Annotated in this window: 17 protein-coding genes; 6 read left to right on the top strand and 11 right to left on the bottom strand. The window is 70.2% G+C overall.

The genetic code is table 11. From position 1 onward, the window contains the following. Window positions 1-4: 4 nt before the first annotated feature. The 4 genes from sucC to ACTIE9_RS09155 all read right to left on the bottom strand — a co-directional run bounded on the left by sucC (window position 5) and on the right by ACTIE9_RS09155 (window position 5,722). Complete coding sequence (gene sucC, locus ACTIE9_RS09170) at window positions 5-1,168, bottom strand: ADP-forming succinate--CoA ligase subunit beta (protein ID WP_439565268.1); 1,164 nt, start codon at window positions 1,166-1,168, stop codon at window positions 5-7. A gap of 166 nt (window positions 1,169-1,334) precedes the next feature. Next, on the bottom strand, window positions 1,335-2,948 hold the full coding sequence (locus ACTIE9_RS09165; protein WP_439565267.1) for a SpoIIE family protein phosphatase: 1,614 nt from the start codon (window positions 2,946-2,948) through the stop codon (window positions 1,335-1,337). After that, a complete protein-coding gene (locus tag ACTIE9_RS09160) occupies window positions 2,941-3,276 on the bottom strand; it encodes an STAS domain-containing protein (RefSeq protein WP_439565266.1) in 336 nt (111 codons plus the stop codon). Before ACTIE9_RS09160 ends, ACTIE9_RS09165 begins: the two co-directional genes overlap by 8 nt. Before the next feature lie 112 nt (window positions 3,277-3,388). Continuing rightward, the gene (locus tag ACTIE9_RS09155; RefSeq protein ID WP_439565265.1) at window positions 3,389-5,722 is read right to left on the bottom strand and encodes an ATP-dependent helicase; all 2,334 of its coding nucleotides are present in this window, start codon (window positions 5,720-5,722) and stop codon (window positions 3,389-3,391) included. 591 nt (window positions 5,723-6,313) lie between these two features. Here ACTIE9_RS09155 and ACTIE9_RS09150 point away from each other — a divergent pair. Further along, a complete protein-coding gene (locus ACTIE9_RS09150; RefSeq protein WP_439565264.1) occupies window positions 6,314-6,823 on the top strand; it encodes a DUF559 domain-containing protein in 510 nt (169 codons plus the stop codon). A gap of 167 nt (window positions 6,824-6,990) precedes the next feature. Here ACTIE9_RS09150 and ACTIE9_RS09145 read toward each other — a convergent pair whose 3' ends face one another. Continuing rightward, window positions 6,991-8,070 carry a glycerophosphodiester phosphodiesterase family protein gene (locus ACTIE9_RS09145; RefSeq protein ID WP_439565263.1) on the bottom strand — a complete coding sequence of 360 codons (1,080 nt, stop codon included), beginning with the start codon at window positions 8,068-8,070 and terminating at the stop codon, window positions 6,991-6,993. Window positions 8,071-8,101: 31 nt separating this feature from the next. Between ACTIE9_RS09145 and ACTIE9_RS09140 the strand changes: the two genes are divergently transcribed. The 3 genes from ACTIE9_RS09140 to ACTIE9_RS09130 are packed head-to-tail and all read left to right on the top strand — an operon-like array spanning window position 8,102 to window position 9,815. After that, window positions 8,102-8,440: a hypothetical protein gene (locus ACTIE9_RS09140; RefSeq protein ID WP_439565262.1), complete on the top strand. Its 339-nt coding sequence runs from the start codon at window positions 8,102-8,104 to the stop codon at window positions 8,438-8,440. Next, the gene (locus ACTIE9_RS09135) at window positions 8,437-8,961 is read left to right on the top strand and encodes a hypothetical protein (RefSeq protein WP_439565261.1); all 525 of its coding nucleotides are present in this window, start codon (window positions 8,437-8,439) and stop codon (window positions 8,959-8,961) included. Before ACTIE9_RS09140 ends, ACTIE9_RS09135 begins: the two co-directional genes overlap by 4 nt. A gap of 44 nt (window positions 8,962-9,005) precedes the next feature. Then, window positions 9,006-9,815, top strand: a complete 810-nt coding sequence (locus ACTIE9_RS09130) for a Bax inhibitor-1/YccA family protein (protein ID WP_439565260.1) — start codon at window positions 9,006-9,008, stop codon at window positions 9,813-9,815. Between the two features lie 393 nt (window positions 9,816-10,208). Here the strand turns inward: ACTIE9_RS09130 and guaA are convergent, their stop codons facing one another. The 5 genes from guaA to ACTIE9_RS09105 all read right to left on the bottom strand — a co-directional run bounded on the left by guaA (window position 10,209) and on the right by ACTIE9_RS09105 (window position 17,435). Further along, on the bottom strand, window positions 10,209-11,783 hold the full coding sequence (gene guaA, locus ACTIE9_RS09125; protein WP_439565259.1) for a glutamine-hydrolyzing GMP synthase: 1,575 nt from the start codon (window positions 11,781-11,783) through the stop codon (window positions 10,209-10,211). After that, window positions 11,780-12,217 (bottom strand): DUF3817 domain-containing protein, encoded by a 438-nt coding sequence (locus tag ACTIE9_RS09120; RefSeq protein ID WP_439565258.1) that lies wholly within the window; start codon window positions 12,215-12,217, stop codon window positions 11,780-11,782. The genes guaA and ACTIE9_RS09120 overlap by 4 nt, the downstream gene beginning before the upstream one ends. Window positions 12,218-12,221: 4 nt before the next feature. Further along, window positions 12,222-13,031, bottom strand: coding sequence for an SURF1 family protein (locus tag ACTIE9_RS09115; RefSeq protein ID WP_439565257.1), 810 nt, complete (start codon window positions 13,029-13,031; stop codon window positions 12,222-12,224). Window positions 13,032-13,145: 114 nt separating this feature from the next. After that, window positions 13,146-16,073: a cell wall-binding repeat-containing protein gene (locus tag ACTIE9_RS09110; protein WP_439565256.1), complete on the bottom strand. Its 2,928-nt coding sequence runs from the start codon at window positions 16,071-16,073 to the stop codon at window positions 13,146-13,148. 243 nt (window positions 16,074-16,316) lie between these two features. After that, the gene (locus ACTIE9_RS09105; RefSeq protein WP_439565280.1) at window positions 16,317-17,435 is read right to left on the bottom strand and encodes a GuaB3 family IMP dehydrogenase-related protein; all 1,119 of its coding nucleotides are present in this window, start codon (window positions 17,433-17,435) and stop codon (window positions 16,317-16,319) included. Between the two features lie 80 nt (window positions 17,436-17,515). On the opposite strand from ACTIE9_RS09105, the gene ACTIE9_RS09100 reads away from it, so the two are divergent. Both ACTIE9_RS09100 and ACTIE9_RS09095 read left to right on the top strand, forming a co-directional pair. Beyond that, window positions 17,516-18,889 (top strand): Gfo/Idh/MocA family protein, encoded by a 1,374-nt coding sequence (locus ACTIE9_RS09100; protein WP_439565255.1) that lies wholly within the window; start codon window positions 17,516-17,518, stop codon window positions 18,887-18,889. Beyond that, the gene (locus ACTIE9_RS09095) at window positions 18,883-19,005 is read left to right on the top strand and encodes a hypothetical protein (RefSeq protein ID WP_439565254.1); all 123 of its coding nucleotides are present in this window, start codon (window positions 18,883-18,885) and stop codon (window positions 19,003-19,005) included. The genes ACTIE9_RS09100 and ACTIE9_RS09095 overlap by 7 nt, the downstream gene beginning before the upstream one ends. A gap of 771 nt (window positions 19,006-19,776) precedes the next feature. Here ACTIE9_RS09095 and guaB read toward each other — a convergent pair. After that, window positions 19,777-21,279: an IMP dehydrogenase gene (gene guaB, locus ACTIE9_RS09090; protein WP_439565253.1), complete on the bottom strand. Its 1,503-nt coding sequence runs from the start codon at window positions 21,277-21,279 to the stop codon at window positions 19,777-19,779. Between the last annotated feature and the right edge of the window lie 105 nt (window positions 21,280-21,384).

Genomic DNA, 21,384 nt, shown 5'->3' with positions numbered 1-21,384 from the left:
TCCCTTACTTCGCGGCGAGCGCGGCAGCCTTGTCGGCGCCGTCGTCCATGGTCGTGGCGAGCGTGACGAGCGGGTGCGCGGCCGCGGCGAGAATCGCTCGGCCCTCGTCGACCTGGTTGCCGTCGAGGCGCACCACGAGCGGCTTGGTCGCGGCATCGCCGAGCATCTCGAGCGCGGCGACGATGCCGTTGGCGACGGCGACGCACGAGGTGATGCCGCCGAACACGTTGACGAAGACGCTCTTGACCTGCGGGTCGCCGAGAATCACGTCGAGGCCCGCGGCCATGACCTCGGCCGAGGCGCCGCCGCCGATGTCGAGGAAGTTGGCGGGCTTCACGCCGCCGTGGTTCTCGCCCGCGTAGGCGACGACGTCGAGCGTCGACATGACGAGCCCGGCACCGTTGCCGATCACGCCGACCTCGCCGTCGAGCTTCACGTAGTTGAGGTCGTGCTGCTTGGCCTTCGCCTCGAGCGGGTCGGCAGCATCCTTGTCTTCGAGGGCCTCGTGGCCCGGCTGCCGGAACGCGGCGTTCTCGTCGAGGCTCACCTTGCCATCGAGCGCCACGATGTCGCCCGCGCCCGTGAGCACGAGCGGGTTGACCTCGACGAGCGTCGCATCTTCGGCGACGTACACGCCGTAGAGCAGCACGAACACGGGGGCGACCTTCTCGACCAGCTCGGCCGGGAACTTCGCGGCGACCGCGATCTCGCGAGCCTTCTCGAGCGTGATGCCTACGGCCGGGTCGACGGCGACGCGCGCGAGCGCCTCGGGGCGCTCCTCGGCGAGCTGCTCGATCTCCATGCCGCCCTCGTAGCTGCACAGGGCGAGGTAGTTGCGGTTCGCACGGTCGAGCAGCACCGAGAAGTAGTACTCCTGCTTGATGTCAGCGCCCTGCGCCACCATCACCCGCTTGACGACGTGGCCCTTGATGTCGAGGCCCAGGATGTCGCGAGCCGCGGCCTCGGCGTCATCCGCGGTCTTGGCGACCTTGACGCCGCCAGCCTTGCCGCGGCCGCCGGTCTTGACCTGCGCCTTGACGACGGTGACCCCGCCGATGCGCTCGGCCGCAGCGCGAGCCTCCTCGGGGGTGTCGGCGATGATGCCCTGCAGCACGGGAACACCGTGCTTCTCGAAGAGGTCTCGGGCCTGATACTCGAAAAGATCCACGCTGCTCGTCCCATCCGCGTGCGAAAAGAGGAAGTAAAGGGGATGCGGTCGGCCTCGGCATCGTGACGGTTCTCGACCGAGAGATTTCTCGATATCGAGACAAATCGCAGTGTCTACTGTACCGCCCGCGCGGGCGGCGCCTCGACGGCGGCTGCCCCGATCGCGATCAGTCGGCGTCGTCGCGGCGCACGATCAGCACCGTGACATCGTCGCCGCTCGCGCCGCGCGCGCGGGCGCGGATCGCATCGATGATCTCCCACGGGTCGTGAGCGAGCAGGGCGAGCGTCACGAGGTTGTCGAGCGACCGCAGTGTTCCGTCATACAGGTCGAGCACGCCGTCGCTCACGACGATGAGGGTGTCGCCGGGGTCGAGCTGCACCGTCTGCACCTGCCACTCGGTCTCGATGTCGACCCCGAGCGGCGGCGAGGTCGAGCGCAGCCGCTGCGAGCTGCCATCGGCGCGCGCGACGATCGACAGGCCGTGCCCGGCATCCACGTAGCTCAGAAGCCCCGAATCCATGTCGAGCCGCGAGTGGAAGGCGGTGACGAACACGCCCGCGTTGTCGAGGTCGACGGTCAACGCGGCGGACGCCGCGTCGACAGCACCCGCGACGTCGGCGAACCGGGCTGCCGACCGCAGCACGGCACGCACGGTCGCCGCGATGATCGACGCCGCGATGCCCTTGCCCATGGCGTCGGCGAGCGTGAGGGCCGCCCCCTCGCCCACGGGGTACCAGTCGTAGAAGTCGCCGCCGACCGCTCGGGCGGGGATGCAGACACCCGCCGTCTTCCAGCCCGGCAGGCTGAGCAGCTGGTGCGGGAGCAGGCCCTGCTGCACCTCGGCGGCGCGGCTGAGCTCTTGACTGACGGTGAGCTCTTGCTGCACCCAGCTGGCGAGGTCGCGCAGCATCTCGGTCTCGCGCGCCGAGAAGTGGCGCGGCTGCGAGTCGTAGACGCAGAACGCCCCGATGCGCTCGCCGCCCGGGGCGTAGAGCGGGAACCCGGCATAGAAGCCCAGCAGCCCCGGAACGGCCTTGTGCGCGTGCAGGGGGTCGGCCGCGAGGTCGGGGACGACGAGCGGCTCGTCGCCCTGAATCGTGATCGTGCACATCGACTCGTCGCGCGGCATCTCGACGGAGCCGAGACCCGAGACCGACTTGGCCCACTGGCGATCGCCGTCGATGAGGTTCACCGCCGCGGTCTCGACGCCGAACAGCTGGCGGGCGAGGCGCGTGACGCGGTCGAAACGCTCCTCCGGAGGAGTGTCGAGGATGCCCATGTCATCGAGGGCGCGCTGCCGCGCCATCTCGTCGATGACGCCGGCGATCGAGATCGAGGGCATGGCCTTGCGCGGTGGTGGCGCGCTGCCGCCGCGACGGCCGCGCACGACCGTCCAGTGGTTGAAGCCGTCGATGCGCCGGTGCTCGACGCTGTCGGAGAGCGCCTGCATCATCGGCAGGCCGCGCCCCCGCTCCGCGTACTCGTCCGGCATCGGGCGATCGCGCAGGTCGACATGGTCGACGCGACCCTCGTCGGTCGCCGTCGCCTCGATGCGGTCGTCATAGACGACGATCGACAGGGTGCACGTCACCGGGTCGCCGAGGTTGGCGTGCTCGATGACGTTCGCGGCGAGCTCGACGATCGAGAGCTCGGCAGCCATGCGATCGGCCGGGTCGAGGTGCGGAGTCTGCGCCCACACGGTGGCGAGCAGGTCTTGAAGCGTGTCGACCGTGTCGGGCGGGCAGTGCAGCCGAAACGAGCGCGAGACGACCTCAGGCATGGGGGAACGCGGCGCCGACGGAGTCGAAGCTCTTCAGCACCGTGCCCATGTTAGTGAGCTCGAGCACCAGTTGCGCCTGCTCAGCCGGGCGCACGAGACGCAGATCGCCTCCGGATGCCCGCACCGCCTTGAGACCGGCCACGAGCGCACCCAGCCCTGAGGAGTCGAGGAACACGACCTGCGAGAGATCGACCGCGACGTTCGGGTGGTTGGCGTCGACGGCCTGCTCGATGGCCTCGCGCATGCGCGCTGCCGTCACCATGTTGAGGCGCCCGCCGACCGTGACCTCGGCGACCCCGAAGGGGTGGTGCACCACCGTGATGTCCATTGCCCGTCCTCCCCGTCGAACCCTGACCCCATTATGGTGCGGGTCACGCCTTACAGCTTTTCGATCGGGTTCGACGCGAACGAGCGTCGAACAGAAAAGTGGGTTCGAACGGCTACAGCCGTTCGATCGGACTGATCTTGATGAGAAGGCGCTTGCGCCCGGCCGTGTCGAACTGCACCTCGGCGATGCTCTTCGGGCCCACGCCGGTCACAGCGCTCACCGTGCCGTCGCCGAAGTCGACGTGGCGGATGCGGTCGCCGACCGCGAGCGTCAGGTCGCCGTTGTCGCGCACGCTCGCCGTCACCCGGTTGGCCCACTCGGTCTTGGGCTTGCCGGCCGGCGGCAAAGACGCCGAGTAGCGGAAGCCGTCGCGCCCCGAGCCGAGGCTTCGGGTGCTCGACCGGGCGCCCATGCCCGGCGAGTCGCGCCAGTCGATGAGCTCGGTCGGAATCTCCTGCAGATACCGGCTCGGGCTCGCGACGGTCGTGTCGCCGAAGGTTGAGCGCGTCATCGCGAGGCTCAGGTGCAGCACCTTCCGCGCGCGCGTGATGCCCACGTAGAACAGCCGGCGCTCCTCGGCCGGGCCGCCCGGCTCGGCCGCGCTCATCTGGTGCGGCAGCAGGTTCTCTTCGACCCCCGTGATGAAGACCGCGTCGTACTCGAGCCCCTTCGCCGTGTGCAGGGTCATGAGCGAGACCGTGCCGCTCGAGTCGTCGAGGTCGTCGGCCGCGGCGACGAGGGCCACTTCGGTGAGGAAGTCGACGAGCCGCCCCTCCGGGTTGTTCTTCTGGAAGTCGCGGGTCACCGCCACGAGCTCTTCCACGTTCTCCGCCCGCGCCTCGTCTTGCGGGTCGCGGCTGCCGCGCAAGAGGTCGAGGTACTTCGTGCGCTCGATGATCGTGGTGAGAACATCCGGCACCAGCATCGTGGCGACCCCGTCGGCGAGCTCATCGAGCAGCCCGGCGAGGTCGAGGATGGCCGCGGTGACTTTGGGCCCGAGGCCGAGCGCCGCGGCATCCCGCAGCGCATCGTGCATCGTGCCGCCCAGCTCGTCGGCGTGGTTCGCGAGCGCCGTCTCGGTCGCCGGCCCGATGCCGCGCTTCGGGGTGTTCAGGATGCGCCGCATGGCGAGGCCGTCAGCCGGGTTCGCGACCGCGATGAGGTAGGCCATGAGGTCTTTGATCTCGGCGCGCTCGTAGAACTTGGTGCCGCCGAGCACGCGGTAGGGCAGGCCCGATCGGATGAAGATCTCTTCCAGCGCGCGCGTCTGGGCGTTCGTGCGGTAGAACACCGCGATCTGGCTGTAGGGCGTGCCCGCGTCGTGCAGCTTCTGGATCTCGTCGGCGACGAACTGCGCCTCGTCGTGCTGCGTGTATCCCGTAAAGCCGACGATCTTCTCGCCCGCGCCGACGGCCGTGAACAGGTTCTTCGCGATGCGGTCGAAGTTGTTGGCGATCACGGCGTTGGCCGCGTCGAGGATCGTCTGGGTCGAGCGGTAGTTCTGCTCGAGCAGCACCACCTCGGCGCCCGTGAAGTCGCGCTCGAACTCGACGATGTTGCGAATATCGGCGCCGCGGAAGGCGTAGATCGACTGGTCGGAATCGCCCACGACGGTCAAGCTCGCGCCCGGGATCCCTCCGCTCGCGTCGAGCTCGACCCGGGTGTCGGCGGGCACGTGCACGGGCTCGACCGGCCGGGTCAGCTCGCGGATGAGCGCGTACTGGGCATGGTTGGTGTCTTGGTACTCGTCGATGAGGATGTGCCGGAACCGCCGCTGGTAGAGCGCGGCGACCTTCGGGAAGGCGCGGAACAGGTAGACCGTCTGCGCGATGAGGTCGTCGAAGTCGAAGGCGTTCGCGCGCCGCAGCTCGGCCGTGTAGCGACGGAACAGCTCGAGGAACATCACCTCGGTCGGGTCGTTCGGGTTGAGCTGCCGGCTGTAGCCCTCGGCGTCGACGAGCTCGTTCTTGAGCCGCGAGATCTTGCCCGCCACGGCGCTCACCGTGAAGCCCATCGTGTCAGCCTGCATCTCTTTCACGAGCCGCTTGATGAGGGCGCGCGAATCGGCCGAGTCGTAGATCGTGAACGCCGCGCCGAAACCGAACTGCTCTGCTTCGCGCCGCAGGATGCGCACGCAGGCCGAGTGGAACGTCGAGATCCACATGCCCTGCGCGGCCTCGCGCCCCACGAGCAGCTCGACGCGCTCGCGCATCTCGGCCGCCGCCTTGTTGGTGAACGTGATGGCGAGGATCTGGCTGGGCCACAGCTCTCGGTCGCGGATGAGGCGCGCGACCCTGCGCGTGAGCACGGCGGTCTTGCCCGACCCCGCGCCCGCCACGATGAGCAGCGCCCGTGACCGGCTGAGCACGGCCGTGCGCTGCTGCGGGTTCAGCCCGTCGAGCAGCGGATCGGCGTCGGCGAGAGAGGCGGAGGCGGGGGTGCTCATGACCGCCCCAGTCTAGGTCGCGCCCCTGACGCACTCGGCGCGAGCATCCCGCCCCGCGCCCCCTCGTCGTGCACAAATGAAGGAGCGCTAGCGACTCAGCGCGGCATGTCGCCACGACTCGCCGACCGACCGCGGCGTGGATCCTTCATTCGTGCCGCAACCCCCTCAGGTGAGTGGGGCAGGATCGAGGAGTCCACCGATCAGAGTGAGACCGCTTCGCCGTGGGCGCGCAAGGCGAACACTCCGTCGATGACCGACATCGAACAACTCGTGCGTCGCGTGGGCGGATGCATCGCGACCCACGAACTCCACACCGCGGGGATCACTCGGCTCGGCATCATTCGGCTTCTCGACTCGGGCCGACTGCACCGAGTGAGACAGGGCTGGTACGTGCTTCCAGAAATGGCCCCGGCGGCGCGGCGCGCTGTGCGGGTAGGCGGCGTTCTCACGTGCGCCGCCGCGCTCGCCGCGCACGGAATCTGGTCGGTGAGTGACGGCAGGCAGCACGTTCGCGTACCCCACAACTCGTGCCGACTGCGGAGCCCAGAACACTCGCAGAGGCGCCTCGCGCCTGACTCACCGTCGATTTCGGTGCACTGGAGGGCTCGGCCTGTCAATCCCCGTCGTGTCATCGCCACACCCGAGGAGGCTCTCGACGACTGGTTCCGCTGCGCGCCGCGTGACTGGGCGCTCGGCGCACTCGACAGTCTCGTGCGCATGCGGGCCGGGTCGACGACGACGTTGCTCGAGCGCTACGGCGTGTCGGAGTGGGAGGGCGTCGACGGGCGCTGCGAGTCGGGGACGGAGTACGTGTTCTATCGACGGATGCTGCGGCTGGGCATCCACCCCTGGCGCCAGGTCCGCATCCCCGGGTCGAGTCCGTTCGACTTCCTCATCGGTACGCGCCTGCTGGTAGAGGTCGATGGCGCCACCTTTCACGACGAGGCCGACCAGTTCGCCCGGGATCGGGCGAAGGATGCTCTCGCCCACACCCTCGGGTTCACACCGTTGCGATTCAGCCACGACCAGGTGATCCACGACCGGACCGTCGTCGAGGCAGCGGTGCTCGCCGTCGTTGCGCGCGGTGACCACGTGCGCTGACCGAGTTCGCGCTACGGCGGCGCATGCCGCGGCGGCCGCAGCAGCCGCACAAGTGAAGGAGAACGCCCGTCCGGTCAGGGCGTGTCGTCTCGACACGCCGAAGTCGATGGGCTCCTGTCCTTCATTTGTGCACTCAGCCCGCGACGGGATTCGCGCGAGCTACCCGATCAGAGCGCGGCGCGGGCCTCGAAGGCGAGATCGGGCTGATCGGCGAAGACGCCGTCGAGCCCGGTGCGCATGATCGCCGTGAAGAAGGTCAGCCAATCGCCGTGCGCCGACGGCGTCGTGCCGAGTCGGCACGGTGCGGGCAGGAAGCGGTTCTCGGGGCGGAGCGTCCACGTGAACACCCCGAGACCGGCGGCGTGCGCACGATCGACGAGGTCCGACGCCGCGAGACCGCCGCCGAGGGGCCTCCACGCCGAGCCGGCCTGCCCGGTGTCGCGGGGTGCGGCCCGCACGAGCAGCGCGGTGTCGACGCTGATGCCGTCGATTCCGGATGCCCGCAATCGGGCGAGCCCCGCATCCGTTAGGTGGCCCGCGTACGACAGGGCGGCGGCACCGTACCGCGCGACGAGGTCGGCGGGGCTGCCCGCCTTCTCGAGCAGGTAGACGTAGTCGGCCGCCAGCCCCCGGTCGCGCAGCTGCCCGAGCACGGTCTGTTCGAAAGCCTCGACGATCAGGCGACCCGACTGCTCGGCCGCCCAGGGTCGCAGGTCGGCGGCGATGAGCTCGTCGAGCGGCAGACCGATCGAGGCGAAGTAGCTCGCGTGCTTGACCTCGGCGACGAGGCGCACGGGCTGACCCGTGCCCGGCGCGGGCGCGGCCTCGTCGAGCAGGCGCAGCAGGTCGCGAAGCCGCAGCACGGGGTATCGGCCGTCGAAGCGTGCGGAGGCGCCGCGCACCTGCGGCAGGCGCTCGCGGGCGCGCAGGGTGCTGAGCTCGGCCCACGTGAAGTCTTCGGTGAACCAGCCGGTCAGCCGCTGGCCGTCGATCTCGCGTGTCGTGCGGCGGGATGCGAACTCGGGCCGATCTGCCACGTCGGTGGTGCCGCTGATCTCGTTCTCGTGGCGCAGCACGAGCTCGCCGTCGCGCGTCACGACGATGTCGGGTTCGATCGCTTCGGCACCCAGAGTGAGGGCCAGGCGGTAGGCGGCCTCGGTGTGCTCGGGCCGGTATCCGCTCGCGCCGCGATGGGCGACGACCATCGGCCGCGGCGCTGCGCGGCGTTCGGGCGTGTGCTCGGTCATCCCGACCACGCTACGGGATACCGTCGACGGCATGAGCGACGAGCAGCCGGAGGCGCTGGTGGTGCCACCTACCGCCGCCTCGATCGCCTCGGCGCTGCCCGAGGCGATCGAGGCGAGCGCCGCGTGGCCCACCCCGCCGGCGCGGCGACGCCCGCGCCTCAATGCGCTCGCCGTCGCCGCACTCATCCTCGCCGTGCTGCTGAGCCCCCTCGCCGCCCTCTTCGGCCACGTCGCCGCGGGGCAGATCGCGCGCTCGCAGGGTCGCGAACGGGGCGCCGCGATCGCCTGGGTCGCCGTCGGGCTCGGCTATCTCTGGCTCGCGGGCGCGATCGTCGTCGCGGTCGCGCTCTGGCAGCTGCTGAGCGCATGACCGGGTGGGTCGAGCCGGCCGCGCGCCTCCCCCTGCGGTGGGGGCGCTACCGCGACCGTGTCGTCGCCGGGCTCGTGCTCATCATCGGCGGGCTCGTGCACCTGCAGTCGGCGAGCACCCTCGTGCTGCTGCCGCTCATCGTCGGCACGGCCGCCCACAGCCTCGGCTGGCTGATCATGCCGGCGACGGCATGGCGACGGCTCGTGCCCCTGCTGCCGAGCGGCCTCGTCGTCTGGCTGCTGCTGACCGGTCCGCAGTCGATGTGGACGCTCAGCATCTGCTTCGTGTGCTGGCTCATCGTGCGGCATCGGCCGTGGCGCAGCTACCTGGCGCTCGGCCCCGTGCTGCTCAACGGCGTGCTCGCGGCGGCGGTCTTCCGCGAGTATGACCAGATGCTCGTGGCGCTCGGCATCTCCATGGTCGTGCTCGTCGGCTCGGCCTGGTGGGCGTGGGCGCTCGCCCGGCCGGCCCCGGGCATCCCGCACCCTGCGGCCCCGCCCTCCTCACCAGCCGCGCCTTAGGCAGCCACCAGCGCATTCGAGGCGAGATTCCCTACACTTTGGGTATGGCCACTTCCAACCCCGCATTCTCCAACTCCCCCGCCTTCTCGCAGAGTGCGACCAAGGCGATCCAGTGGACGCAGGAGCCCAGCGCGCAGCAGCTCGACGAGCTCTACGCGCGCTCGTCGGCGACGCCCGACCAGATGGACCGCATGACGTACGAGAACACGATCCAGAAGACGGTTCTCGCTTTCGTCGTGCTGCTCGCGACAGCGGCTGTCGGCTGGTTCATCCCGGCGCTCATGATCCCGGCTGCGATCGTCGGCTTCGTGCTCGCTCTCGTCAACATCTTCAAGAAGAAGCCCTCGCCCGCTCTCGTGCTCGCTTACTCGGCCGCGCAGGGTCTCTTCGTCGGCGGCATCTCGGGTGTCTTTGAGGTGGAGTACCCGGGCATCGTCACGCAGGCCGTTATCGGCACCTTCGCGGTGGTGGGTGTCACTCTCGCCCTCTTCGCGAGCGGCAGGATTCGCGCCTCGAAGCGCGCGACGAAGATCTTCCTCGTCGCCATGGTCGGCTACATGGTGTTCTCGCTCATCAACATGGGGCTCATGCTCTTCGGCGTCACCGACTCGGCCTTCGGCCTGCGCAGCGAGCCGGGGCCGTTCGGAATCCCGTGGGGCGTGCTCATCGGCGTGTTCGTCATCCTGCTCGCCTCGTACTCGCTCGTGCTCGACTTCGATGCGGTGAAAACGGGCGTCGAGCGCGGCGCGCCAGCGATCTACGGCTGGACGGCCGCCTTCGGCATCATGGTCACCGTCATCTGGCTGTACCTCGAGATTCTGCGCCTGCTCGCCATCCTGCGCGGCAGCGAGTAGCCAGCACCGAGCATCCTCATAGGGGATGGGGCCGCCCTTCGGGGCGGCCCTTTTTCGTTGCCGGCGGCTCCGCGGCGCCCGCTCAGCTGTGCCCAGCAGACCATGCCCGCTTTTCTTGTGTGACACCCGCGTCACGTGATCGCGGCTTCACACAGGCTCTGCGCAGGACCCGTGTGCCGTAGGAGCCGTGTGCCGCGGGCGGCATGTGCCGTCGGAGGCACATTGCGTCAGCGGCCGCTCTCCTGACGGGAGCTCATGTGACCCGAGCGCCGGGACGGCGAAGGGTTGCTCGAAAGAGGCGTTCAGGGTGCTCGGCGCTCAAGGGATCGCGGCCCAGAGGGCCGCTGGAATAGCAACGCTGCGAGGCCCGAAAGGGCCTCGCAAAGCGCGTTGCTATTCCCATTCAATCGTTCCCGGCGGCTTCGACGTGACGTCGAGCACGACCCGGTTGACGCCGGCGACCTCGTTCGTGATGCGGTTCGAGATACGCGCGAGCACGTCGTAGGGCAGGCGCGTCCAGTCGGCGGTCATGGCATCCTCCGACGACACGGGGCGCAGCACGATCGGATGCCCGTAGGTGCGCCCGTCGCCCTGCACGCCCACCGAACGCACGTCGGCGAGCAGCACGACCGGGCACTGCCAGATCTGGGCGTCGAGGCCCGCGGCCGTGAGCTCAGCCCGAACGATCGCGTCGGCCTCGCGCAGCAGATCGAGGCGCTCCTGCGTCACTTCGCCGATGATGCGGATGCCCAGGCCGGGGCCGGGGAAGGGCTGGCGCGCGACGATCGGCTCCGGAAGGCCGAGCTCACGCCCGATGGCCCGCACCTCGTCTTTGAACAGCGCGCGCAGGGGCTCGACGAGCGCGAACTGCAGGTCGTCGGGCAGCCCGCCCACGTTGTGGTGGCTCTTGATCGTGGCCGTGCCCGTGCCGCCGCCCGACTCGACGATGTCGGGGTACAGCGTGCCCTGCACGAGGAACTCGATCGCGCCGCCGTCGTGCGCCGCCTCGGCGACGAGGTCGGCGGCGGCCTGCTCGAACGTGCGGATGAACTCGCGGCCGATAATCTTTCGCTTCGTCTCGGGGTCGGTCACGCCCGCCAGGGCGGTCAGGAACTGCTCGCGGGCATCCACCGTCACCAGACGGATGCCGGTCGCGGCGACGTAGTCCTCTTCGACCTGGCGGCGCTCGTCGGCGCGCAGCAGGCCGTGGTCGACGAAGACGCAGACCAGCTGGTCGCCGACCGCCTCGTGCACGATCGCGGCCGCGACAGCCGAGTCGACGCCGCCGGAGAGCCCGCAGATCACGCGCGCGGAGCCGACCTGCTCGCGGATGCGCGCGACCTGCTCCGCGATGACGTTGCCGCTGTTCCAGTCGGCGGGAATACCGGCCGCGCGGTGCAGGAAGTTCTCGAGCACGCGCTGGCCGTACTCGGAGTGCTTCACCTCGGGGTGCCACTGCACGCCGTACATCCTCATCTCGTCGCTCGCGAACGCCGCCACGGGAGTATCGGCCGTCGAGGCGAGCACCGCGAAGCCCTCGGGCGCGCGGGCGACCGAGTCGCCGTGACTCATCCACGTCGTCTGCGCCTCCGGCTGGCCGGCGAGCAGCGCGCCGCCGTCGCCGTGCACGGTCATGGCCGTGGCGCCGTACTCGCGGCGGCCCGTGCGCGCGACCTCGCCGCCGAGCTGCTGCGCCATCACCTGGAAGCCGTAGCAGATGCCCATGACGGGCACCCCGAGCTTCAGGATGCCCGGATCGAGGGTCGGCGAGCCCGGCTCGTAGACGCTCGAGGGGCCGCCGCTCAGCACGATGCCCGCAGGGTTCTTCTCGGCTACCTCGGCCGCCGTGATGGTGTGCGGCACGATCTCGGAATACACGCCGGCCTCGCGCACGCGACGGGCGATGAGTTGGGCGTACTGCGCGCCGAAGTCGACGACGAGCACGGGGCGGTGGGCAGTGTCGCTCACGCGGCGACCTCCGTGCTCGAGGGCTGACCCAGCCCGGCGATGATCGCTTCGACGTCGCGCGGCACCTGGCGCTCGAAGAAGAACGAGAGGAAGGGAACGATGCCGCCCATCGCGATCCACACGAACTTCCAGAACGGCCACCGCAGCAGGCGCCAGAGCACGAAGTCGCACGCGAGGTAGAGCACGTAGAGCCAGCCGTGCACCGCCAGGAGGAGGATCGAGACGTTGAGGCCGGTGATCGCGTCCGGGTCGGTGAGCGCCAGGAGCTGCCCGGACTCGCCGTTGAACTCGATGTCGACCCCGAACCCGTATCGCGTGATCATCATCACGACGAGACCGAGCAGGAAGATGCCGGTGATGACCGACGAGACCTTATAGACCGCGAGGGTACGGCGGATGAGCGGGATGTCTGAGGGCTTCGGGCCGATCGCCATGCGTTCAGTTTAGGGGCGCGGGCTGAGGCGAATCTGCGGCCTCATCGTCGGCGGGGCCCGCCAGCTTCTCCTGCTCGTCCTTCACGAGCCGCCACCAGAGGTACACGGCGAACCCGCCGAAGATGACCCACTCGATCGCGTAGAAGAGGTTGAGCAGGTTCAGCTCGGTCGCACCCTCGGGCGGCGGCGCCGCGACGGTCTCGAGCCCCGCCGGCGCGTCGTCGAGCACGAGATAGCCCGAATACACGGGGCCCGGCTCGCGCCAGAGGTTGATGAGCTCGGCGACGGCGATCGCGGTGCGCTCGCCCGCCTCGAAGTCGCTCTGCTGCGGCGACTCGCTCGGAACGTAGCGACCGGTCAGCTCCGCATCGCCGCTCGGCAGATCCGGGATGCCCGCCCCGACCGGCCCGTACCCCACAGCCACCGCGAGGCTCGCGCCGCCCTCGGTCACGAGGTGCCGCACGACCCAGTCGCCCGGCTCGCCCGCGGCACCGGACCCGTCGTCGCCACTGAGCCGGCCGGTGACGATGAGGTCGTCACCGGCGACCCATTCGCCGCTCACGCTCACTAGTCGCCCGCTCGCGTCGGTCGTCATGACCTGTTGGGGCTCGGCCACCGAGTCGAGCGGCACGGGCGTCTCGGTGTCGCGGTCGTCGACCACGGTCGACTCGAGCGAGCGCTCGAGCTGCCACTGGCCGAGCGCGGCGAAGCCGCCCGCGATGCCGAGGGCCAGCAGCAGGGCGGCGATCCAGCGCGGACGTCGGGCGATGCTCCAGAAGCCGGGGGCACCCGGTCGCGTCGCGGATTGCACCATGTGCGAGTGTCCTCCTGGTGGTCGGGCGGGGCGGCCTCAGTCTACAAAGCGACGACGGGGCCCCTCCTGAGAGGAGCCCCGCCGTCGTGCGCGCGCCCGTCGGGCGCGGTGATGCTAGATCGCCCCTCCCCCGCACAGGGTGAGGTTCCCGACCGCGAAGCTGAGCGCTCCGGGACCGCCGAGGAGCACGATGGTGGTCGCGCCCAGGCCCTCGATCGACCCGAGGGTCGCTGCCGGCAGGCACGCCGTCGGGCTCGTGTAGAGCGGGTTGCCGAACACCGCGGCCATGGCCGCACCGGTCAGCGCGTCGGCGAAGCCTTCGCCGGTCGCAAGGAACACCCGGGTCTCCGACGAGAACGCGTCGTCGTTGATCGCGACCGCCGTGGCGTAGCGGTCGATGCCCGACTGGCGGGTCACGGCGTACGGCACGTCGAGCTGCGTCTGGATGCTCGTGCTCACGACGCTCGTCCCTCCAGCGATGACGACGTCGGTGACGCCGAGGTCGCCGAGCAGATCGAGCGTGGCGGCGTCGACCGAGGCGTTGCCGCCCGGCACCAGCACGACCGGGCCGCCTGCCGCCGACGCCGCGGGACCGGCGGCGAGGGCATCGGCAAAGTCGGCACCCGTCGCAACGTAGGCCGTGGTGGCGGAGGAGAAGGCATCGCGGGCGATGGCATGCGAGGTCGCGTAGCGGTCGTCGCCGGCGACACGACGCACGGTCGGGTCGAACGGCAGCGCCTCGAGGGCGGCGAACACCGCCGGCGACACGACTCCGGTGCCGCCCACCACCACGATCTCGCTCGGCTCGAGCCGGATGAGCTCGGTGCGCACGTTGGCAGGCAGCGAGTTCGTCGGCGTCAGCAGCAGCGGCGCGTTGTCGGCGCCCGCGGCCGGAACCGCGCTCAGGGCGTCGGCGAAGCCTTCACCCGTCGCGATGTAGACCGTCGTGGGCTCGCTGTCGCCGAAGCCGTACTGCGAGATCTCGATGGCCGTCGCGTACCGGTCGATCCCCTCGAGCCGCTCGGTCACCGGCGGCGCCTGCGTCGGCAGCTCGAACTCGAAGCCGAAGGTCTCGCAGCCGACCGTGATCGAGGTGATCAGGGCCGAGCCGACGACGCCCGAACCGAGGCTGTAGCCGTAGTTCGTGATGCGCGCCTCAGGGTTCGCCAGCAGGTACTCGTCGAGCGTTCCGAGAGCGGGGTAGCCGGCGCCGGGGGCGACCCCGAAGCCGTTGGTGCCCGTGACCCAGTACTTCGCGTCAGCCCAGTCGCCGTTGACGGTCGAGCTCCAGTCGCCGCCGCCGTAGGCCCACGGCTCGCCCACGAGGTAGGCGTCGCGCGTGCCGTTGCCGTCGGCGTCGAAGCCCAGCTGCAGGCTCGGGCGCGCTCCGGTGAAGCCGGGGGCGATCTCCAGGGCGGGGGTGCCGACCTCGCTCAGCGCGATGTCGATCGGGTGGTAGCCCGCCGCCTTGCGCTGGTCGGGCGAGCCGGGGCCGTCCTCATCGTCGAACGTCTCGACGCGGAGGCCGCCCTCGGCGAACTCGTTGGTGCCCTGGCTGCGGGTGTCGGTGAAGGTCCAGCCCGCGAGGTCGAGGTTCGTGACGGGGTCGCCGTCGGTGGGCACGCAGGCCTCGATGACCGGCTGCACGAAGGTGTAGCGCGTGTCGTCCCAGACGAGCTGCGAGACGACGGCAGGCGAGTCGGCCTGCACGCCGTAGCCCGCGATCGCGACACCGCCGCCCGCGGCGCCTGCCGCGTCGAAGAGGGCGTCGATGAGCTCACCGAGCGGAGCCTCCTCCTGCGCGGTGTAGGAACCGAAGGCGCGAGTGGTCGCCCACGTCTCCGACTGGTCGAAGCTCTGCGACCCGGCCGTGAGGCTCGTCGACCGCAGGGTCGTGAAGCTCGGCGCTGCCGGGTTTCCGAAGAACACCGGCACCTGGAAGGTGACCGAGCCGCTCTCGACGACCACGGAGGCCGAGGAGATCAGCGCCCGCAGCTGTGCGCGGGTGACGGTGTTGGCGGCCGCGGCCTCCGGCGTCGTCAGGTCGGTGCCCTTGATGACGGTCGAGGGGGCACCGTCGCCGAGCAGCAGACCCTCGGCGCCGACCGAGGCGTTCGACGGGGTCGCGCTGGCCTTGCCCTCGTGCCACGAGGTGTAGGTCTGAGCGGTCTCGTTGGGCTTCACGTCGCGGTCGTACACCGTGACATCGGTGAGCGGGGCGGCGACCGGCACGGCGTCGGCCACGATCTCCATCACGAGGCCGTTGTAGCCCGTGATGAGACCGCTGGCCTTCAGGCCGCGGGTGCTGCCGCTGTAGGTGGTGTCGCGCATCATGACGGTGCCCGACACATCAGTGCCGACGCTCGGCGCCCCGGCCGAGTTCAGGCTCACGTTGAGCGCGTTGTAGGGGCCGTCGACGGCGAGGGGCGCAGCACCGTACGACTGCGTGTTGTACGCGACGGTGACGATCACGTCGTTGCCCGCGATGGCACCCTCGCCCGAGAGGTCGAAGGTCACATCGAACGCGTAGCCGTTCTGGCAGGTCGCGAGCTCTGCATCCCACCACGTCGTCGTGGTCGGGCCGCCGCACTCGTCGGGCGACGGGCTCGGGCGGAACGGCACCGAGACGTCCTGGGTGACCGACGCGATGACCGCGCCGGGAACCGGCGTGCTGCCCGAGAACGCGACGTCGTAGACCGTGAGGGTGACAGGGTGCACGTACCCGGAGCCGGGAGTGGTCGTCGAGCACGCGATGTTCCAGGTGCCCGACTCGCAGGCCCAGCTGTTCATGCCGATGGTGATCTCGGTGAGCGCGCGGTTGCCCGCTCCCAGACGCACGTGGTCGCCGAACTCCCAGGTGCTCTGGGCCTGGTAGCCGAGGCTCGGGTATGACGCGGGCTGCGTCGCGGGGATGCTGTCGTAGACGGCAGCGGGAGCCGCGGCCGCGGGTGCCGCCGCCATGACGGTCAGGCCCGTGAGGGCGAGGGTGAGGCTGAGCGCGCCGCTGAGGGCGCGCGCAGACCGGAATCGTGTTCGGGTCACGGAGTACTCCAGGGGGTTGGGAAGCACCTACGCCCCCCGGGAGGCGCCCATGGGTATCCGGGTTGGGGGTTCCGGAGTGGGCGCCACCGCGGGGTTGCGGGCAGCAGGGTCTTTCGAGGGGGGCTTGACGTGCGACGTCAGCGGGCCGCAACGGGTACTGCGAACTGACGCAATGTCACCATAAGTCGATGAACCGACATTAGGCAATGAGCTTTCGACAATTGCCCAGTTTGCGGTGCGGACTCAGCGTGCGGAGTACGGGGCGACCACGACGTCGACCCGCTGGAACTCCTTGACGTCGGAGTACCCCGTCGTCGCCATCGAGCGCCGCAGCGCACCCATCAGATTGACCTGGCCGTCGGCCGTCGTGCTCGGTCCGAAGAGCAGCTGCTCGAGCGGGGCCAACTGGCCGACGTGCACGCGCTTGCCGCGCGGAAGCTCGGGATGATGGGCCTCGGCCCCCCAGTGCCACCCGCCGCCCGGAGCATCCGTCGCCCGTGCCAGAGTGCTGCCCAGCATGACCGCGTCGGCGCCCATCGCGACCGCCTTGACGATGTCGCCGCTCGTGCCGAGGCCGCCGTCAGCGATGACGTGCACGTAGCGGCCCCCCGACTCGTCCATGTAGTCGCGGCGCGCGGCGGCGACGTCGCTCACCGCGGTCGCCATCGGGGCGTGGATGCCCAGGCTCAAGCGCGTCGTCGACGCGGCCCCGCCGCCGAAGCCGACGAGCACCCCCGCCGCGCCCGTGCGCATGAGGTGCAGCGCCGCGGTGTAGGTGGCAGCGCCGCCCACGATGACGGGCACATCGAGCTCGTAGATGAACTTCTTCAAGTTGAGGGGCTCGGCCGAGTTGCTGACGTGCTCGGCGCTCACCGTCGTGCCGCGGATGACGAACAGGTCGACCCCGGCGTCGATGACCGCCTGGTGGTGCTCCTGCGTGCGCTGCGGGCTGAGGGCCGCGGCCACGGGAACTCCCGCCGCCCGGATCTCGGCGAGCCGCGCCCCAATGAGCTCGGGCTTGATGGGCTCGGCGTAGATGCGCTGCATCTCCGCCGTCGCCCCGGCCTCGTCGAGCTCGCGGATGCGGGCGAGCTGCGCCTCGGCATCCTCGTAGCGGGTCCAGAGGCCCTCGAGGTCGAGCACGCCGAGGCCGCCGAGCCGCCCGATCGTGATCGCCGTGGCGGGGCTCACGACCGAGTCCATCGGTGCCGCGATGACGGGGATCTCGAAGGTCAGGGCGTCGATGCTCCAGGCCAGCGACACGACCTCGGGGTCGCGCGTGCGGCGGCTGGGCACCACGGCGATGTCGTCGAACGAGTACGCCCTGCGCGCCCGCTTGCCTCGGCCGATCTCGATCTCCATCACCCTGCCAGCCTATCGGGCGGGCGCGCGCGGGTAACGTGGCGACCGGCGGTCGGTGCCGATCGCGAGAGGGAGCGATCATGGCCGGCAGCGCGCTGAGCATCGAACGACCGGGCACGCGCGGAGTCGACCCGCTGCGCATCGCCGTCGTCGGCACCGGCGGCTGGGGGGCCCAGCACGCTCGCGTGGTCACCGAGCGCATCGACACCGAGCGCGTGGGCGTGGTCGGTCGCGACCCGTCGCGCACCGCCGCACGGGCGGCCGCGTATGGCGCGCGCGGATACACGTCGATCGGCGGGATGCTCGAGGCCGAGCATCCCGATCTCGTCATGGTCAGCCTGCCGAACGAGGAGCACTTCGCGCCCACGCTGGAACTGCTGCGCGCGGGTGTTCCGCTGCTCGTCGAGAAGCCGCTCGTCTTCGACCTCGGCGAGGCCGACGCGCCGCTTCACGCCGCCGGCGACACCTTCTTCGGCATCAACGTCAACCACCGCGACGCCGAGCCCGTGCGGCGCGCGTGGGCGGCCATCCAGGCGGGCGAGCTCGGCGACCTCGTGTTCGCGACCTGGCGCTTCGGTGGCGAAGCCAACCGCGGGCCGTCTCCGCACGCCAACCTCATCGAGACGCAGTGCCACGGCTTCGACATGCTCGAGCACCCGTGCGGGCCGATCAGCTCCGTGGCCGCGCAGATGACCTCCATGGCCTACGGGGACTTCAGCACGGTCGCCCTCGCGCTCGAGTTCGCGTCGGGAGCCGTCGGCACCCTGCTCGGCTCGTACGACTCGCCGTACGCCTACCCCGACACCCAGCGCCTCGAGCTCAACGGCATCGCGGGGCGCGCGGTCATCCACGACACTGTGCGGGCTCTGACGCTGCAGTCGGTCGGCGACGACACCGAGCGCGTGTGGCGCGCCGGGTATTTCGATGATGAGGCCCGGTCGTTCGAGCGCACGTTCAACCGGCACCTGGATGCTGTGCTCGCGGCCTTGCGCGCCGGCTCGCCCCCGCCCGTCCCCGCGTCGGCGGGCCGCCGCGCGCCCCCACCACTCGCGCCACGCCCGCCGCCGCCGCGCGCACCCCGCTTCACAGCAATGCCGTGCGTTTCGGCCAACACCGTGCGCCGAACTGCACGGTCTCTGCCGAAACGCACGGGTTCATGGGCGCCTCAGCCGATGAGCCCATGCCGCCGGAGTATCCGACGCAAGCGCTCGGGCTCGCGCAGGTCATCCCACACGATGCGCAGCACGGTCCAGCCCGCGGCCCGAAGACGGTCCTCACGCTTCTTCTCCTCGATGACGACATCCTCCGCGGAGCTCCCCGCCGCGCGGAGCGCAGCGCGATACTTCTTCTCCCCGTCGAACTCGAGCACGATGCGGCGCTCGGGCCAACAGAAGTCGACGCGCGCGAGCCACAACCCGTCGTCGACGATGTCGACTTGGAGTTCAGGATGCTGAGCACCGAGGTCGGCGAGCACGACGCGAGTCCACGACTCACCCGCCGACTCGCTGTGACCGTTGGCGAACGCCGCTACCCGTTCAACCCGGCGAACTCCACGCTGCAGCTGGAGTGATTCAGTCATCGCAAGAAGGTCGCTCGCACCCTCTCCGGCTCCACGGTGCCCGTTCGCGCGCAGCGCGGAGTCGGCGGTCACGACCCCGGCCAGAAAGCCTTCACGCGCACTGACCTCGATCGCCGTGCGGTAGGGGTCGGTCGTGCGAACCCACCCGAGATCGCGCACCCCCGTGTGGTGATCGTCATGAGCCCTCCACGACATTCCCCCGCGCACACGAGTGCCGTCGGCGACGGAGTTGAGCGCGCAGACGCGCTCGGGCCACCGGCCGAGATAGGTGAGGTCCAAGACAGCAGCGGCCGACGCGGCCGCGAGCACGACCTGGTTGCCCAGTCGAGCTGCGGTGGCTCGACAGCGCAGAACGTGCCGTTCTCGCGGCGTCGCCGATTGCCAAACGACGGCATTGACATACACGCCTCGTGCCAATCGAATCAGGGTGCCTGCGGTCGCAACACGGCGGAGAGCTCGAGTGTCGTAGCCGAGCGCTTCGAGGTTGCTCGCGACGAGCATCCCCTCGTTCATGAGGTGCTGGGGGATCTGCATGCCGGCAGTGTGAACCGACCACCGTGCACCCACCCCTCGACCAGGGTGAGCAGGTGGATGCTCGCTCTCGGTAGCTCGTGGGGAGGAGGCCGTGCGCTGCGGTCGTGACCGTGCGTAACGGAACACGGTCACAGCCGAAACGCACGGTCCTGCGAGAGCACGAGGCGACGGGAGTGCGCGAGGCGCGTTCGGGCGAGCGCCCCGGCCGCACCGCGGGGGTGCGCGCGCCTAGCGGCGGTAGTTGGGCGCCTCGACGACCATCTGGATGTCGTGCGGGTGCGACTCCTTGAGCCCGGCCGCGGTGATGCGCACGAACTTGCCGCGCTGCTTGAGCTCGGGGATCGTGCGCGCGCCGGTGTAGAACATCGACTGCCGCAGCCCGCCGAGCAGCTGGTACACGACCGAGCCGACGGGCCCGCGATAGGGCACCTGGCCCTCGATGCCCTCGGCGATGAGCTGCTCGTCGCTCGGCACGTCCGCCTGGAAGTAGCGGTCGCGCGAGTACGACGTCTTGGTGCCGCGCGTCTGAAGGGCGCCGAGCGAGCCCATGCCGCGGTACGACTTGAACTGCTTCCCGTTCACGAAGATCAGGTCGCCGGGGCTCTCATCGGTGCCCGCGAGCAGCGAGCCGAGCATGACGGTGTCGGCGCCGGCGACGAGCGCCTTCGCGATGTCGCCCGAGTACTGCAGGCCGCCATCGGCGATGACCGGGATGCCCGCCTCGCGCGCGGCGAGAGACGCCTCGTACACCGCCGTCACCTGGGGCACCCCCACGCCGGCGACGACGCGCGTCGTGCAGATCGAGCCGGGGCCCACGCCGACCTTGACGGCGTCGGCGCCGGCGTCGATGAGCGACTGGGCGCCCGTGCGCGTCGCGACGTTGCCACCGATGACGTCGATGTGCGCGAAAGCCGGGTCGGCCTTGAGCCGCGCGATGATCTCGAGCACTCCGCGCGAGTCGCCGTTCGCGGTGTCGACGACGAGCACGTCGACGCCGGCGTCGCGCAGCGCGCTCGCGCGCTCCCACGCGTCGCCGAAGAATCCGATGGCGGCACCGACGCGCAGCCGGCCCTCGGCATCCTTCGTCGCGTTGGGGTACTGCTCGCTCTTGTCGAAGTCCTTGACCGTGATGAGACCGCGCAACCGCCCGGCGTCGTCGACAAGCGGCAGCTTCTCGATCTTGTGCTGGGCGAACAGCGCGAGCACGTCGTCGGCGGAGATGCCGACGGGGCCGGTGATGAGCGGCGCCGGCGTCATGACGTCGCGCACGAGCGTCGTGGCGGCTTCGAAGCGCGAGACGAACCGCATGTCGCGGTTCGTGATGATGCCGACGAGGCGGCCGTCGCCCTCGACGACCGGGAGGCCGGAGACGCGGTACTGGCCGCACAGGGCGTCGACCTCGGCCACCGTCGCGTCGGGCGTCGTCGTGACCGGGTTCGTGATCATGCCCGACTCTGAGCGCTTGACCTTGTCGACCTGCTCGGCCTGATCGGCGATCGAGAGGTTGCGGTGCATGATGCCCATGCCGCCCTGGCGCGCCATCGCGATGCCCATCCGGGCCTCGGTCACCGTATCCATCGCGGCCGACAGGAGGGGAGCGTAGACGGAGATCCGCCGGGTGAGCCGCGAGGTCGTATCGGCCTCGCTGGGGATGACGTCGGTGTGCGCCGGAAGAAGCATCACGTCGTCGTAGGTGAGTCCGATGAAACCGAACGGATCGGGCTGGTCCATTGTTCCCCTTGGCTGTGGGTCTCTGTCGGCACCGCGGTGCCGTGTGATCGCTCTCACGGGTGACCGCCGATCGAGCCCGGATGCCGCGCTGAATTCCGGTGTCTC

The organism is Microcella sp. (assembly GCF_051860105.1).
Taxonomy (GTDB): Bacteria; Actinomycetota; Actinomycetes; order Actinomycetales; family Microbacteriaceae; genus Microcella.
The sequence above is the reverse complement of the archived record's forward strand: the minus strand, read 5'-3'. Positions and strand labels throughout refer to the sequence as shown.